Consider the following 14233-nt stretch of genomic DNA (forward strand, 5'->3'; position numbering starts at 1 on the left):
TAGTGGCGCCGCGGGACGCCTATAGTCGTGAGCGAGGTGGGGGAAGTCAACCAGCCGTGTTACCGCATTGTTACGACGTGGGTGTTACTGGCGTTACCGCCGTCTGAAACGCCTGATTTACAGGCGTTCCAGGCCGACGAACGGGCAGCCCTCGAGCAGTTGCGCGAGGGGGCGGCCGTCGGCAAGGCGGAAGCTTTCGGGAACCAGCTCGGCGAGCGGGTAGAGCACGAAGGGACGGGCCTGCATATGGTAATGCGGCACTTTCAGGCGTGGCACGTCGATAACCTGGTCGCCGAACAGCAGCATGTCCAGGTCGAGGGTGCGTGGGCCCCAGCGTTCCTGGCGTACACGGCCCTGATCGTTCTCGATGGCCTGCAGGGCGTCCAGCAGGTCCAGCGGTGCCAGTGCCGTGTCGATGGCCGCCACGGCGTTGGTGTAGCGTGGCTGGCCCGGCAGCAGCGAATCGCTGGTGTAGAGCGCAGAGGCCGCCGCCAGGCGGGTCTCGGCGATCAGGTCAAGCGCCTGCAGGGCGCTGCGCAGCTGCTCGGCGGGCTCGTCCAGGTTGCTGCCCAGGCCGATGTACGCACGGGTGGTCATGCTCAGTCCCAGGCCTGCTCGTCGTCACGCTTGCGCTTGCCGCCACTGCGCTTGCGCTTGCGTGGGCCGGCACCGGCGCCAGCGGCGTCGTCACGGTTGCCCAGCTCGCGGATCATGTCGCGGCGCTGGCTGTCGTTGGCGTCCTGGTAGTCGGTCCACCATTGGCCCAGCCCATCGGTTTCCTCGCCGGCGCTTTCACGCAGCAGCAGGAAGTCGTAGCCGGCACGGAAACGCGGGTTGTCCAGCAGCATGTCGGCGCGCTTGCCGCTGCGCCGTGGCAAGCGCTCCTGCATGTCCCAGATCTCGCGGATCGGCAGGGTGAAGCGCTTGGGGATGGCGATGCGTGCGCACTGTTCGGCGATCAGGTCGTGGGCCGCGCCGTTCATGGCCGGAATCGGCGGCACGCCCTGGCTCTGCAGGTACAGTACGCGGCTTGGCAGGGCTGGCCAGAGCAGCGCGGCGAACAGGAAGGCCGGCGTCACCGGCTTGCCCTGCTTGACGCGCAGGTCGGTGTTGGCCAATGCCTGGCTGATCAATGTGTGGGTGTAGCTCGGGCGTTCTTCCAGGGCATGACTGCTGGCTGGGAACAACGGCTCGAACAGTTGCAGGTCGACCAGCATCTCGAAGGTGATCGCCCCCTGGCCGTTGAGGAACAGCTTGAGGCTTTCCTCGAACAGGCGCGCCGGCGGGATGTCGCGCAGCATCGGCGCCAGCTCGCGGATCGGCTGCACGGTGTGCTTCTCGATGCCGAAGTCCAGCTTGGCGGCGAAGCGCACGGCGCGCAGCATGCGTACCGGATCTTCTTGGTAACGGTGGGTCGGATCACCGATCAGGCGCAGCAGCCGGTTACGGATGTCGTGGACACCGTTGGCGTAATCGAGGATGCGCTCGCTGACCGGGTCGTAGTACAGGGCGTTGATGGTGAAGTCGCGGCGTTGCGCGTCTTCTTCCAAAGTGCCGTACACGTTGTCGCGCAGGATGCGACCGCTGGCATTGTGCGACGAACGGTGGCTATCGGACTGGTCGTCATCGGAGTGGGGCGCACGGAAGGTGGCGACCTCGATGATGTCACGGCCGAAATGCACGTGGACCAGCTTGAAGCGCCGGCCGATGATACGGGCGTTGCGGAACTCCGCGCGGATCTGCTCGGGGGTGGCGCTGGTGGCCACGTCGAAGTCCTTGGGCGTGATGCCCAGCAGCAGGTCGCGCACACAGCCACCGACCAGGTAGGCCTGGTAGCCGGCCGCCTGCAGGCGCTCGACAATGCCCACGGCATGGCGGCTGAACTGGCTGCGCTGCAGCGAGTGCTGGCTCTTGTTGATCACTTCAGGCGTGGTGCGCCTGTGGTGCTGGCCACGAACGGGCGGGCGGAACGACTGGAACAGCTTCTTCAGCATGGGATGCACTGTTTGAAGGAATGATCGGCCAAGGATAGGAGAATGGCCGCATGATGGGCGGGGATTCTAGCATTTACTGGGGGAATGGTGTAGGCGGTGTGCCAAGCGTGATGCAGAAGGGAGAAACGACATGGGGAGCCGAAGCTCCCCATCAAGTCGTTGCGTGCTCTTATTGTTCTTCTGCCGGGCTTCTTGTTTTTGTTGAATGCCCTGTCCACAAATCTCGAAGCTTGTGGACGACCCCCAAACCGGGGGTGAAGAGCAAACGGATTGCTTTGGTCGCCGAGTTGATGCTGATCTGTCGATCCAATCAGTTCAGGTGCTGCTTTTAAGTGCAGTTTTTGTTGTTCTCTGCCTGATCGTGGGGCAAGCCCCAAACACAACGCCTCTCCAAAAGAATCAGTTAGCTGCGCCTCCGCCGTCTTGTTTTTATTGTGCGTGAGCCGTTTCGTCTTGTTCTTATTCTGAGTTGCAGTGCTTGTTATTGTTCTTGTACCAGACATATAGCAGGTGCCGTGCCAACTTTTGAAAACCCAATGAAATCGGGGGTTTCAGCGTTTCAGACAGCTTTTGCCGCGGGGCAAATGTAGAAATTTCGTTACCTTACGCCTCGGGGGATGTTACGGCTGACAGGGTGGGTAACAGATTTTTGCGGGAACTGATGTGTTACCGCCCAAACGACTGCGGGGCAAGCCCGCCCCCACGCGTTGTGGAAGCGGGCTTGCCCCGCGATGCATCCAGGCTGGATCAGTTGTCGCTGGTGGCGTTGCTCTTGCGCCGCGGGATGCCCAGGCGCTGACGACGCTCCCACAGGCATTTGCGGCTGACGCCCAGCTTGCGGGCCAGCTCGGTCTCGGTCATGTGGTCCTGGTGCTCGAGTACGAAGTGCTGGAAGTAATCCTCCAGCGACAGGTCCTCGGTCGGCTCATGGCTGGCGCTGTTGCTGCTGGCCAGCGCCGGCAGGTTGTCCAGCATGTCGTCGTCTTCCAGGTCGCTCAGCTCGATGTCGATGCCCAGCAGCTCGGCGGAAATTTCTGCGCTTTCGCTGAGAATCACTGCGCGCTCCACTGCGTTTTCCAGCTCGCGCACGTTACCTGGCCAGCTGTAGTGGCGGATGGCTTGTTCGGCATCGTGGGAGAAATGCAGGTCGTCGCGGCCGATCCGTGCGCTCTGGCGGGCAAGGAAGGCATTGGCGATCTCGTTGACGTCGCTGCCGCGCTCGCGCAGGGCCGGCAATTTCAGGGCGATCACATGCAGCCGGTAGTAAAGGTCTTCACGGAATTGCCCGGCCTTGGCCAGGTTCTTCAGGTCGCGGTGGGTGGCCGCGATCAGGCGCACGTCGACCTTCTGCGATTGCACCGAACCCACCCGGCGGATCTCGCCTTCCTGCAGCACCCGCAGCAGGCGCGCCTGGGCTTCCAGTGGAAGCTCGCCGATCTCGTCGAGGAACAGGGTGCCACCATCGGCGGCTTCGACCAGCCCCGCCCGGCCCGCGCTGGCGCCGGTGAAGGCGCCCTTCTCGTGGCCGAACAGTTCCGATTCGATGAGGGTTTCCGGGATCGCCGCGCAGTTCACCGAGATCATCGGTGCCTTGGCCCGGCGCGAGAGGTTGTGCAGGGCGCGGGCGACCAGCTCCTTACCGGTGCCGGATTCACCCTGGATCAGCACATTGGAGTCGGTTGGCGCGACCTTGCGAATCTTCACGAACATGTCCTGCATCGGCGGGCAGGAGCCAATGATGCCGATCTCGCCGTTGGCGGCGGCGGGGCTGGCCTTGTCCGTGCTGGCCTTGCCATTGGCAGCCCGTGGCTCGCCGGCCGGCGCCGAGGCCGGGGCGTTCACCCGGTCGCGCAGGATACGCGCCACGGCCTGAAGCATCTCGTCGTGGTCGAAGGGCTTGGCGATGTAGTCCACCGCGCCCATTTTCATCGAGTCCACCGCCGAGCGCAGGCTGGCGTAGCTGGTCATGATCAGTACCGGCGTGCCCTGGCCGAGCTTGATCAGCTCGGTACCCGGGGCACCCGGCAGGCGCAGGTCGCTGACGATCAGGTCGAAGGTGGCAATGCTGAAGCGTTCCTGGGCTTCCTGCACCGAGCCGGCTTCGCTGACCTGGTACTGGTTCCGCTCGAGCAGGCGACGCAGGGCCGAGCGGATGATGGTTTCGTCTTCGACGATCAGAATGTGCGGCATTGATTCAATTCTCTCGACGGTCTCGAATTTCAGGGGACGTCGCTACGACATGCCGGGGCAGGGTCACGCGGATCCGGGTACCACGTTGGCGCTCGATGTCGGCCGGGCTGTCGATGGTGATTTGCCCATAATGCTCTTCCACGATGGAATAGACCAGAGCGAGCCCCAGTCCGGTTCCTTCGCCCGGGTCCTTGGTGGTGAAGAAGGGTTCGAACAGGCGGTCCATGATGCTTTTCGGGATACCGCTGCCTTCGTCCTCGACCACCAGGTCGACGGTGTGCTCGTTGATTTCACTGCGCACGCGCACGGCGCTGCCGGGCGGTGAGGCGTCGCGGGCGTTGGAGAGCAGGTTGATCAGCACCTGGGCCAGGCGTTGCGGGTCGCCCTCGACCCAGTGTTGCGGGTCGCAGAGGTTGAAGAACTGTACTTCGAAATTGCGCCGGTTCAACGCCAGCAGACCAATGGCATCCTGCGCCACCTCGGCCAGGCACACCGGCTCTTCGCTGTTCTGCTGGCTGCCGCCGGCGTGGGCGAAACTCATCAGCGACTGGACGATGCGCGACACGCGCTTGGTCTGCTCGAGGATCTGGCTGGACAGCTCGATGATCTCGCCGTCGCCCTCGCGCTCCTCGCGCAGGTTCTGCGCAAGGCAAGCGATGCCGGTGATCGGGTTGCCGATCTCGTGGGCCACGCCCGCGGCAAGACGGCCGATGCTGGCCAGACGCTCGGAGTGCACCAGCTTGTCTTCCAGCGCCTGGGTTTCGGTGAGGTCCTCGACCAGCAGCACCAGGCCGCTGTTGCCCGGGGCCAGCGGCTCGTCGATGGCTGCCTTGTGCAGATTCAGCCAGCGCGGCTGGCCATCGAGAACCAGGCGCTGCTTGTGCAGGTGTTCGTCGGGCACGTTGATGAAGCCTTGCAGCAGGCCGCGCCAGGGTTCGGCGATGGTCACCAGGCGCGAGCCGACCACATGCTTGGCGGCGATGCCGGTGAGCTCCTCCATCGCCTTGTTCCACATCAGGATCTCCTGGTCCTTGGCCAGCGAGCACACGCCCATGGGCAGTTCCTGCAGGGTCTGGCGGTGATAGCGGCGCAGGGCGTCGAGCTCGGCGGCAAGGCCGGTCAGGCGCGAGTGATAGTCTTCGAGGCGGCTCTCGATGAAGTGGATGTCCTCGGTAACGTAGTTCTCGTTGCCGGACTTGTACGGCAGGAAGGTCTCGACCATGTCCTGCGCCACGCTTGGCCCCATCAGGCCGGACAGGTTGGCCTCGATGCGGTCGCGCAGGCGCCGCAGGGCATAGGGGCGGCGTTCGTCGAACGGCAGGTAGAGGTCGCGCAGGGCCTGCTCCACCTCTTTTTGCGCAGCCTTGGCGCCCAGCGGCTTGGCCAACTGTGTGGCGAACTCCTGGGGCGAGGCGGCGTGCAGTTCGCGGCGTTGCGGGCGACGCACGTTGTCCACCGCACAGGCCTCGGCGGCGCTGACCTCTTCGCTGCTGGCGTTGGTGAACAGCGAGATCAGGGTGAACAGCAGGACGTTGGCCGCAAGCGAAGCGATCGCCGCCATGTGCCAGCTGGTGTCGTCCAGCACGTAGATCATGTCCAGCAACGGGATGTAGAAGCCCTGCAGGTTGCCCAGCAGCGGCAGCAGCATGGTCACCATCCACACCAGCATGCCGGCCAGCAGCCCGGCGATGAAGCCGCGGCGGTTGGCGGTCGGCCAGTACAGCACCGAGAGCACCCCTGGCAGGAACTGCAAGGTCGCGACGAAGGCGACGATGCCGAGGTTGGCCAGGCTCTGGTGGTTGTTCTGGGTGAGGTAGAAGACGAAGCCGGCGGTGATGATGGCGACGATCAGCGCCCGACGGGTCCACTTCAGCCAGCGGTAGATATTGCCTTCGGCCGGTGGCTGGTACAGCGGCAGTACCAGGTGGTTCAAGGCCATGCCCGACAGCGCCAGGGTGGTGACGATGATCAGCCCGCTGGCGGCCGACAACCCACCGACATAGGCCAGCAGCGCCAGCGCTTCGTTGTTGGCGGCGATGCCCAGGCCCAGGGTGAAGTACTCGGGGTTGGTGCTGGCGCCCAGGCGCAGGCCAGCCCACAGCACCAGCGGCACGGCCAGGCTCATCAGCAGCAGGAACAACGGCAGGCCCCAGCTGGCACTGACCAGCGAGCGCGGGCTGAGGTTCTCGGTAAAGGCCATGTGGTACATGTGCGGCATGACGATCGCCGAGGCGAAGAACACCAGCAGCAGGGTGCGCCACGGCCCTTCCTGTAGCGGGGTGTGCAAGGCGGCGAGGGCGGTCTGGTTCTGCAGCAGCCAGACTTCCAGCCCATGCGGGCCACCGAACACGCCGTACAGCGCATAAAGGCCGATACCGCCCAGCGCCAACAGCTTGATCACCGATTCGAAGGCGATGGCGAACACCAGGCCTTCGTGCTTTTCGCGGGTGGCGATATGGCGTGAGCCGAAGAAGATGGTGAACAGGATGATCAGCACGCAGAAGGCGAATGCCACCCGTGCCTTGACCGGCTCGCCGGTGAGGATGCTGATCGAGTCGGCCACCGCCTGGATCTGCAGGGCCAGCAGGGGCAGCACGCCGATCAGCATGAAGATGGTGGTCAGCGCGCCGGCCCAGGTGCTGCGAAAGCGAAACGCCAGCAGGTCGGCCAGTGATGACAGCTGGTAGGTGCGGGTGATCTTGAGGATCGGGTAGAGCAGCACCGGCGCCAGCAGGAAAGCCCCGGACACCCCCAGGTAACAGGCAAGGAAGCCGTAGCCATATTGATAGGCCAGGCCGACCGAGCCATAGAAGGCCCAGGCACTGGCGTAGACGCCCAGCGACAAGGTGTAGGTCAGGGGGTGGCGAATGATCGCCCGCGGGATCAGCCCGCGCTCGCTGATCCAGGCCACGCCGAACAGCACCAGCAGGTAGGCGGCGCTGATCAGGATCATCTGGGTCAGGCTAAAGCTCATCGGCATCTCGTTGGCTCTGCAGGATGAAGGTGACGACGATGAGGATCAGCCAGAGCAGGTAGGGGCGGTACCAGGCACCGGTCGGCTCGATCCACCAGTCCATGATGGCGGGGGAGAACAGGTAGATCCCCACCACCAGAAGCAGGACCAAACGATAGATGTACATGCTGGCCTCGAAGGGTTGGGCGCTGCGGTTTGGACTTATTATTGGCGCAAATGGCTGGGGCGATGCTAGCGGGAATCGGGGCTGTTAGCCAAGGGTTTGAATTTGTTGGGCTTTTGAGCCTGGTTTTGCTTGTTCTGGCCCTATCGCGGGGCAAGCCCGCTCCCACGAAGTGGATTGCGTGGGAGCGGGCTGGCCCCGCGATAGGGCCGCTACTGCCTCAGCGCAAATCAGCCTCGGGCACCGTCATCTGCGGCGCAATGTGCTCCGGCCGCCACTGCTGGCGCGCCACCGCCAGCACCTCGGCCGGGCTGGCCCCCGCCAGTGCCGGATCAGTCTGCTGCCCCAATGCCCGCAATGCTCGCAGCAGCAAGGGCGTGGCCTGGTCCGCCTCAAGTGGCGGCGAGCGATACGACTTGCCCAGCTTGTGCCCGTCGGGCTGCACGATCAATGGGATGTGCAGGTAACGCGGCTGCGAGAAGCCCAGCAACTCCTGCAGGTACAGCTGGCGCGGGGTGTTGTCCAGCAGGTCGGCGCCGCGCACGATATCGGTGACGCCCTGCCACGCATCGTCCAGCACCACTGCCAGCTGGTAGGCATAGAGCCCGTCGCGGCGCTGGATGACGAAATCGCCCACCTCGCGCCCCATGTGCTGTTCGAACGTACCCTGGACGCGATCCGTGAAGCGGTAGATCAGTTCCGGCACGCGCAGGCGAATGGCCGCGCCTTGCCGGGGATGCCCGGCGTTACGGCAAAAGCCTGGGTAGATACCGTCGTACCCCTCCAGTTGCTTGCGCGAGCAGGTGCAGGCATAGGCCAGGCCCATGCTGAACAAGCGGTCGACAACAGCGGCGTAGGCCTCGTGGCGCTGGCTCTGGAACACCACTTCGCCGTCCCACTCCAGGCCGTAGCGCTCCAGGGTCTGCAGGATCGCATCGCGTGCCCCGGGCATTTCCCGGGGCGGGTCGGTGTCTTCCATGCGCAGCAACCAGCGGCCATCGACTGCGCGGGCGTCGAGCCAGGAGGCGAGGGCGGCCACCAGTGAGCCGAAATGCAGGAAGCCGCTGGGGGTGGGGGCGAAGCGGCCGATGTAGCGGGAGTCGTTCATGGTTTGCACAGCTATATAAATGAAGACGGGGCGTACCGATTGCAGGAGCGGGCAAGCCCGCCGCTACAACCAGTACGCCCCGTCTGCGAGGTTCTGGAATCAGCCTTTACCGACAGTCTTTTCCTTCTTCTCGGCGATTTCCTTGCAGTCGAAGCACAGGTCGGCGGTCGGGCGGGCTTCGAGGCGGCGCAGGCCGATCTCGATGCCACAGGAGTCGCACCAGCCGTACTCTTCGTCCTGAATCTTCTGCAGGGTCTTGTCGATCTTTTTGATCAGCTTGCGCTCGCGATCACGGTTGCGCAGTTCCAGGGCGAACTCTTCTTCCTGGCTGGCACGGTCAGCCGGGTCTGGGAAGTTGGCTGCCTCGTCCTTCATGTGCGTCACGGTCTGGTCCACGCTCGTCATCAACTCAAGCTTCCACGCTCCCAGAAGCTTGGTGAAGTGCTTGCGCATGGGCTCCCCCATGTACTCCTCGCCCTTGGTTTCTTTATAGGGCTCTACACCGTACATGGACTGACTGGTTTTTTGCTTTTCTACGGTGGACATGAATAGACCGCCTCTCACTCATCTGATCCAATGCGCAGGCTTGCTTCCATCGCCGGCACCCGCCGGCCCTGCGACTGCGAGCCGCCGAACTTACCAGATAGATCCGGGGTGCGCTACCCCGCCCTATGCCTGCTATTGACAGCAGGGCGGGCGGCACGTTCGCTGCGGTGCACAGGTAGAATCACCAGTTTAGACCTAATTGAGAGAAGGCCCATGGCTCAGCCACACAGTGCGCGCAGTCGCGCCATCGAACCCTTCCACGTGATGGCCCTGCTGGCCCGTGCCAACGAGCTGCAGGCTGCGGGCCACGACGTGATCCACCTCGAGATCGGCGAGCCGGACTTCACCACCGCGGCGCCGATCGTCGCCGCGGGCCAGCGGGCATTGGCCGATGGTCACACCCGTTACACCGCAGCCCGTGGCTTGCCGCAACTGCGTGAGGCAATCGCCGGGTTCTATGGCCAGCGCTACGGTGTGGACCTCGACCCGGAGCGCGTGCTCATCACCCCGGGCGGCTCCGGCGCGCTGCTGCTGGCCAGCAGCCTGCTGGTCGACCCAGGCAAGCACTGGCTGCTGGCCGACCCGGGCTACCCGTGCAACCGCCACTTCCTGCGCCTGGTCGAAGGTGGCGCGCAGCTGGTGCCGGTGGGGCCGGAGGTCAATTACCAGCTGACCGCCGATCTGGTCGAGCGTCACTGGGACAAGGATACGGTCGGTGCCCTGGTGGCGTCGCCGGCCAACCCGACCGGCACGGTGCTCGACCGCGACGAGCTGGCCAGCCTTTCCAAGGCCACCCGCGAGCGCCACGGGCATCTGGTGGTGGACGAGATCTACCACGGCCTCACCTACGGCATGGATGCGCCGAGCGTGCTGGAAGTGGATGATGAGGCATTCGTCCTGAACAGTTTTTCCAAATATTTCGGCATGACCGGCTGGCGCCTGGGCTGGCTGGTGGCGCCGCCGTCGGCGGTGGCGGATCTGGAAAAGCTCGCGCAGAACCTCTACATCAGCGCCCCGAGCATGGCCCAGCATGCCGCGCTGGCCTGCTTCGAGCCGCAAACCCTGGCCATCCTCGAGGAGCGCCGCGCCGAGTTCGCCCGCCGCCGCGACTACCTGTTGCCGGCATTGCGTGAGTTGGGCTTCGGCATCGCCGTGGAGCCGCAAGGCGCCTTCTATCTGTACGCCGATATCAGCGCGTTCGGCGGCGATGCCTTCGCGTTCTGCCGGCACTTCCTCGAAACCGAGCACCTGGCATTCACCCCGGGGCTGGACTTCGGCCGGCACCAGGCCGGCCACCATGTGCGTTTTGCCTATACCCAGAGCCTGCCGCGCCTGGAAGAGGCGGTACAGCGCATCGCCCGTGGCCTGAAAAGCTGGCAGGGCTGACCGATGCTGTTTCCGCAACTGGAACAGGCGCGCCTGCTGCGCCGTTATAAACGCTTCCTGGCCGACATCGAGCTGGCCACTGGCGAGCAGCTGACCATTCACTGCCCCAACACCGGCTCCATGCTCAACTGCATGCGCGAGGGCGGGCAGGTGTGGTTCAGCCGCTCCAACGACCCCAAGCGCAAGCTGCCCGGCACCTGGGAGATCAGCGAAACGCCCCAGGGGCGGCTGGCCTGCGTCAACACCGGGCGCGCCAATGCGGTGGTGGAGGAAGCGCTGCGGGCCGGGGTGATCAGCGAACTGGCCGGGTTCACCACGCTCAAGCGCGAAGTGGCGTATGGCGAGGAACGTAGCCGTATCGACTTCTACCTGGAGTTCGCCAATGGCGACAAGGCCTACGTCGAGGTCAAGAGCGTGACCCTCGGTTACCCCGATACCCCGGTGGCGGCCTTCCCTGACGCCGTTACCCAGCGTGGCGCCAAGCACCTGCGCGAGCTGGCCGGCCTGGCACGTCAGGGCATCCGTGCGGTGCAGTTGTATTGCGTGAACCTCACGGGTATCGAAGCCGTGCGGCCAGCCGAGGAAATCGATGCCGCCTACGCCGAGGCACTACGGGCAGCGGTGGCTCAGGGGGTCGAAGTGCTGGCCTACGGCACGCGCCTGGATGCCCAGCAACTGGTCATCGACCGTCCGCTGCCGGTACTGCTCAATCCGTAAGCCAGATGCCCTGGCTGTCTTCCCGGCAGTCCAGGGCCTCCAGCCATTCGCCTGCGCAGGGGCCAGTAATGCATTCGCCGCTTTCTATCAGGAACTGGGCCCCGTGATGGGCGCACTGGATCAAGCTTGCGCTGTCGTCGAGAAAGCTGTCCGCCGCCCAGTTCAGCGGGATACCCCGGTGCGGGCAGCGGTTGCGGTAGAGGTGGACCTGGCCCTGGCGGCGCACGCCGAACAGCGCCACGCCGGCTACGCTGAAGGCGCGGCTGTGGCCTTCGGCCAGGTCGGTGGAAGTACAGAGAAAATGCATCGCAGCGGAGTCTTCCGGTTAAGCCGTGTGACAAAGGGATGGCTTGACGCTTCAATGCGAATAATTATCAAATTGCCCGCATTCGCCGCGCCAGGCTGTCTATGGTGCGCACTTGCGCCGCCCGCCACAAGGTGTGCTGCCCGCCCTCTGCAAAGGAATCCGATGATGCGCCGTCCCGCTGCCTTGATTGCCCTGTGCGCCGGTCTTGCCCTGTCTACCCACACCATGGCCGCCGAGCTGCCACAGCGCTGGGTGAGCGCCGGTGGCGCCTTGAGCGAGTGGATCAGCGCGCTGGGCGGTGAGCAGCGCCTGGTTGGCGTCGACACCACCAGCCAGCACCCCGAGTCGCTCAAGGCGCTGCCCAGCATCGGCTACCAGCGCCAGCTGTCGGCCGAAGGCATCCTCAGCCTGCGCCCTGACGTGCTGGTGGGCACCGAGGAAATGGGGCCGCCACCGGTGCTGGCGCAGATCCGCAAGGCCGGAGTGCGGGTCGAGCTGTTCTCCAGCAAGGCCGAAGTGGGCGCGGTTGACGAGAACCTCAAGCACCTGGGTACCTTGCTTGGCGACGAGCACAAGGCCAATGCGTTGGCTGCCGATTACCGCCAGCAACTGGAGGCGTTGCACAAACAGGTCGAGCAGGCCCAGGCCGGGCAGAAAGCGCCTGGTGTATTGCTGTTGGTCGGCCATGCCGGTGCCAAGCCGATGATCGCCGGGCAGGGCACTGCCGGGGACTGGGTGCTGCGGCAGGCGGGAGGGCGCAATCTCGCCGACCACCAGGGCTACAAGAACTTCTCGGTAGAGGCCCTCGCCGCGGTGAACCCGGATGTGGTGGTGTTCTCCGACCGCGCCCTCAGTGGCGAACAGGCCTTGCAGGCACTGATCAAGGAAAACCCGGCCCTGGCGTCTTCCCGCGCGGTGCGCGACAAACGCCTGCTGTCGCTCGACCCGACGTTGCTGGTCGGCGGCCTCGGCCCGCGCCTGCCGGCCACCCTGCATGAGCTGGCCGCCAGCTTCTATCCCGCCGCCAAGGCCAGCCTCAATCCATGATGCCGCGGGTTCGACCACGTACGTTGTTCATTATCCTGGCCTTGCTGTGCCTGCTGGCGGTGTGGTTGTCGCTGGCGCTGGGGCCGGTGAGCCTGCCGCTGTTCGATACCCTGCGCGCCGGCCTGCGCCTGGTCGGGTTGCCGGTCAGTGGCGAGGGCCTGGAACAGGCCGAGATGATCCTCGGCCAGATCCGTCTGCCGCGTACCCTGCTGGGGCTGGCGGTCGGCGCGGTGCTGGCGTTGTCCGGCGTGGCGATGCAGGGTCTGTTCCGCAACCCACTGGCTGATCCGGGGCTGGTGGGTGTCGCCAGCGGCGCCGCCTTGGGTGCGGCGGTGGCGATCGTCGGCGGCAGTTGGCTGGGGGGCATTCCTGACTGGTTCGCGCCTTATCTGTTGTCGTTGTGTGCCTTCGTCGGTGGCCTGGGCGTGACGGCGATGGTCTATCGCCTGGGGCGGCGTGACGGTCAGACCAACGTAGCGACCATGCTTCTGGCCGGTATCGCCATGACCGCGCTGGGCGGCTCGGCGGTGGGCCTGTTCACTTACTTGGCCGACGACGCCACACTGCGCACCCTGACCTTCTGGAACCTGGGCAGCCTCAACGGTGCCAGCTACGAGCGGCTGTGGCCCTTGCTGTTGGTGGCGGCTGCGGTGGCCCTATGGCTGCCGCGCCGGGCGCAGGCTTTAAACGCATTGTTGCTGGGCGAGTCGGAGGCCCGGCACCTGGGCATCGAGGTCGAAAAGCTCAAGCGCGAGCTGGTGTTCTGCACCGCGCTCGGCGTGGGGGCGGCGGTTGCCGCCGCCGGATTGATCGGCTTCATCGGCCTGGTGGTGCCGCACCTGGTACGGCTGGTGGCGGGGCCGGATCATCGGGTGCTGCTGCCGGCCTCGCTGCTGGCGGGCGGTACATTGCTGCTGTTTGCCGACCTGATCGCGCGGCTGGCTTTGGCCCCGGCGGAGTTGCCGATCGGCATCGTCACCGCCTTTATCGGGGCGCCGTTCTTCCTGTTCCTGCTGGTGAAGGTGCGCAGCTGATGCTCGACGTCCAAGGGCTTTCTCTCAAGCGCGGTGGCAGCCAGGTGCTGCACGACATCAACTTCACCTTGCGGCCAGGGCAGGTTCTGGGTGTGCTTGGGCCCAATGGTGCCGGCAAGAGCAGCCTGCTCGGCGCTCTGTGTGGCGAATTGGAGCCTAGCGCCGGGCGCGTGCAGCTCGATGGGCGCGGGCTGGACGCCTGGTCGGGCCAGGCACGTGCGCAACGCTTGGCGGTGTTGCCGCAGGCGTCCAGCCTTGGCTTTGCCTTCAGTGTCGCGGAAGTGGTCGGTCTCGGCCGCCTGCCCCATGCCAGCGGCCGACAGCGCGACCGGGAAATCGTCGAGGCGGCGCTGGCGGCGGCGGATGCTCAGCACCTGGTCGAGCGCAGCTACCTGGCGCTGTCCGGGGGCGAACGCCAGCGCGTGCACCTGGCGCGGGTGCTGGCCCAGCTGTGGCCGGGCGAGCCCGGCACCACGCTGTTGCTGGATGAGCCCACTTCTGCGCTGGACCCGCTGCATCAGCACACCACGCTGCAGGCGGTGCGCAGTTTCGCCGACCGGGGCGCGTCGGTGCTGGTGATCCTGCATGACCTGAACCTGGCGGCGCGCTACTGTGACCATATTCTCTTGCTGGAGCAGGGCCGCAGCCATGCATTGGGCACACCGCACCAAGTGCTGACACCGGCAGCGCTGCAGGCGGTGTTCGGTATCGACGTCCTCGTGCAACCTCACCCGGAGCGCGGCCACCCGCTGATCATTACTCGCTAG

At 65.2% G+C, this 14233-nt stretch carries 13 protein-coding genes; 5 read left to right on the forward strand and 8 right to left on the reverse strand.

Annotated elements, in window-relative coordinates; translation table 11 throughout:
• Positions 1-117: 117 nt before the first annotated feature.
• The 7 genes from folK to dksA form a co-directional block, all read right to left on the reverse strand.
• Positions 118-597, reverse strand: coding sequence for a 2-amino-4-hydroxy-6-hydroxymethyldihydropteridine diphosphokinase (gene folK / locus ABZO33_RS22505; RefSeq protein ID WP_414537833.1), 480 nt, complete (start codon positions 595-597; stop codon positions 118-120).
• A 2-nt stretch (positions 598-599) separates the two neighbouring features.
• Positions 600-1994 (reverse strand): polynucleotide adenylyltransferase PcnB, encoded by a 1395-nt coding sequence (locus tag ABZO33_RS22510; protein ID WP_414537834.1) that lies wholly within the window; start codon positions 1992-1994, stop codon positions 600-602.
• Positions 1995-2741: 747 nt separating this feature from the next.
• The gene (locus ABZO33_RS22515) at positions 2742-4184 is read right to left on the reverse strand and encodes a sigma-54-dependent transcriptional regulator (RefSeq protein WP_414537835.1); all 1443 of its coding nucleotides are present in this window, start codon (positions 4182-4184) and stop codon (positions 2742-2744) included.
• A gap of 4 nt (positions 4185-4188) precedes the next feature.
• Positions 4189-7164, reverse strand: coding sequence for a sensor histidine kinase (locus ABZO33_RS22520; protein ID WP_414537836.1), 2976 nt, complete (start codon positions 7162-7164; stop codon positions 4189-4191).
• Positions 7148-7324, reverse strand: coding sequence for a hypothetical protein (locus ABZO33_RS22525; RefSeq protein WP_003250005.1), 177 nt, complete (start codon positions 7322-7324; stop codon positions 7148-7150). Before ABZO33_RS22525 ends, ABZO33_RS22520 begins: the two co-directional genes overlap by 17 nt.
• 217 nt (positions 7325-7541) lie before the next feature.
• Positions 7542-8429: a tRNA glutamyl-Q(34) synthetase GluQRS gene (gene gluQRS, locus ABZO33_RS22530; RefSeq protein WP_414537837.1), complete on the reverse strand. Its 888-nt coding sequence runs from the start codon at positions 8427-8429 to the stop codon at positions 7542-7544.
• A gap of 99 nt (positions 8430-8528) precedes the next feature.
• Positions 8529-8975 (reverse strand): RNA polymerase-binding protein DksA, encoded by a 447-nt coding sequence (gene dksA, locus ABZO33_RS22535; protein WP_046854085.1) that lies wholly within the window; start codon positions 8973-8975, stop codon positions 8529-8531.
• 213 nt (positions 8976-9188) lie between these two features.
• Here dksA and ABZO33_RS22540 point away from each other — a divergent pair, with 213 nt between their 5' ends.
• Entirely contained in the window at positions 9189-10361 is a 1173-nt protein-coding gene (locus ABZO33_RS22540) for a pyridoxal phosphate-dependent aminotransferase (protein ID WP_414537838.1), read from the forward strand.
• A 3-nt stretch (positions 10362-10364) separates the two neighbouring features.
• Positions 10365-11078, forward strand: coding sequence for a DNA/RNA nuclease SfsA (gene sfsA, locus ABZO33_RS22545; RefSeq protein ID WP_414537839.1), 714 nt, complete (start codon positions 10365-10367; stop codon positions 11076-11078).
• Here sfsA and ABZO33_RS22550 read toward each other — a convergent pair.
• The gene (locus tag ABZO33_RS22550) at positions 11068-11385 is read right to left on the reverse strand and encodes a Rieske (2Fe-2S) protein (protein ID WP_414537840.1); all 318 of its coding nucleotides are present in this window, start codon (positions 11383-11385) and stop codon (positions 11068-11070) included. The genes sfsA and ABZO33_RS22550 overlap by 11 nt on opposite strands.
• Positions 11386-11547: 162 nt before the next feature.
• Here ABZO33_RS22550 and ABZO33_RS22555 point away from each other — a divergent pair, with 162 nt between their 5' ends.
• From ABZO33_RS22555 to ABZO33_RS22565, 3 genes are read left to right on the forward strand one after another with little or no spacing between them, the layout of a single operon-like run.
• On the forward strand, positions 11548-12432 hold the full coding sequence (locus ABZO33_RS22555) for a heme/hemin ABC transporter substrate-binding protein (protein WP_414537841.1): 885 nt from the start codon (positions 11548-11550) through the stop codon (positions 12430-12432).
• A 50-nt stretch (positions 12433-12482) separates the two neighbouring features.
• Positions 12483-13466 carry a FecCD family ABC transporter permease gene (locus ABZO33_RS22560; protein WP_414537854.1) on the forward strand — a complete coding sequence of 328 codons (984 nt, stop codon included), beginning with the start codon at positions 12483-12485 and terminating at the stop codon, positions 13464-13466.
• Positions 13466-14233, forward strand: a complete 768-nt coding sequence (locus tag ABZO33_RS22565; RefSeq protein ID WP_414537842.1) for a heme ABC transporter ATP-binding protein — start codon at positions 13466-13468, stop codon at positions 14231-14233. Before ABZO33_RS22560 ends, ABZO33_RS22565 begins: the two co-directional genes overlap by 1 nt.

Source organism: Pseudomonas sp. CAM1A, from assembly GCF_047501685.1.
Classification (GTDB): Bacteria; Pseudomonadota; Gammaproteobacteria; order Pseudomonadales; family Pseudomonadaceae; genus Aquipseudomonas.

Excerpts from the sequence above, each read along its gene's own strand:
- ABZO33_RS22515 (WP_414537835.1), bottom strand. The coding sequence starts at position 4,184 with ATGCCGCACATTCTGATCGTCGAAGACGAAACCATCATCCGCTCGGCC.
- ABZO33_RS22525 (WP_003250005.1), bottom strand. The coding sequence starts at position 7,324 with ATGTACATCTATCGTTTGGTCCTGCTTCTGGTGGTGGGGATCTACCTG.
- ABZO33_RS22550 (WP_414537840.1), bottom strand. The coding sequence starts at position 11,385 with ATGCATTTTCTCTGTACTTCCACCGACCTGGCCGAAGGCCACAGCCGC.
- dksA (WP_046854085.1), bottom strand. The coding sequence starts at position 8,975 with ATGTCCACCGTAGAAAAGCAAAAAACCAGTCAGTCCATGTACGGTGTA.
- ABZO33_RS22555 (WP_414537841.1), top strand. The coding sequence starts at position 11,548 with ATGATGCGCCGTCCCGCTGCCTTGATTGCCCTGTGCGCCGGTCTTGCC.
- ABZO33_RS22540 (WP_414537838.1), top strand. The coding sequence starts at position 9,189 with ATGGCTCAGCCACACAGTGCGCGCAGTCGCGCCATCGAACCCTTCCAC.
- folK (WP_414537833.1), bottom strand. The coding sequence starts at position 597 with ATGACCACCCGTGCGTACATCGGCCTGGGCAGCAACCTGGACGAGCCC.
- ABZO33_RS22510 (WP_414537834.1), bottom strand. The coding sequence starts at position 1,994 with ATGCTGAAGAAGCTGTTCCAGTCGTTCCGCCCGCCCGTTCGTGGCCAG.
- gluQRS (WP_414537837.1), bottom strand. The coding sequence starts at position 8,429 with ATGAACGACTCCCGCTACATCGGCCGCTTCGCCCCCACCCCCAGCGGC.
- ABZO33_RS22565 (WP_414537842.1), top strand. The coding sequence starts at position 13,466 with ATGCTCGACGTCCAAGGGCTTTCTCTCAAGCGCGGTGGCAGCCAGGTG.
- ABZO33_RS22520 (WP_414537836.1), bottom strand. The coding sequence starts at position 7,164 with ATGCCGATGAGCTTTAGCCTGACCCAGATGATCCTGATCAGCGCCGCC.
- sfsA (WP_414537839.1), top strand. The coding sequence starts at position 10,365 with ATGCTGTTTCCGCAACTGGAACAGGCGCGCCTGCTGCGCCGTTATAAA.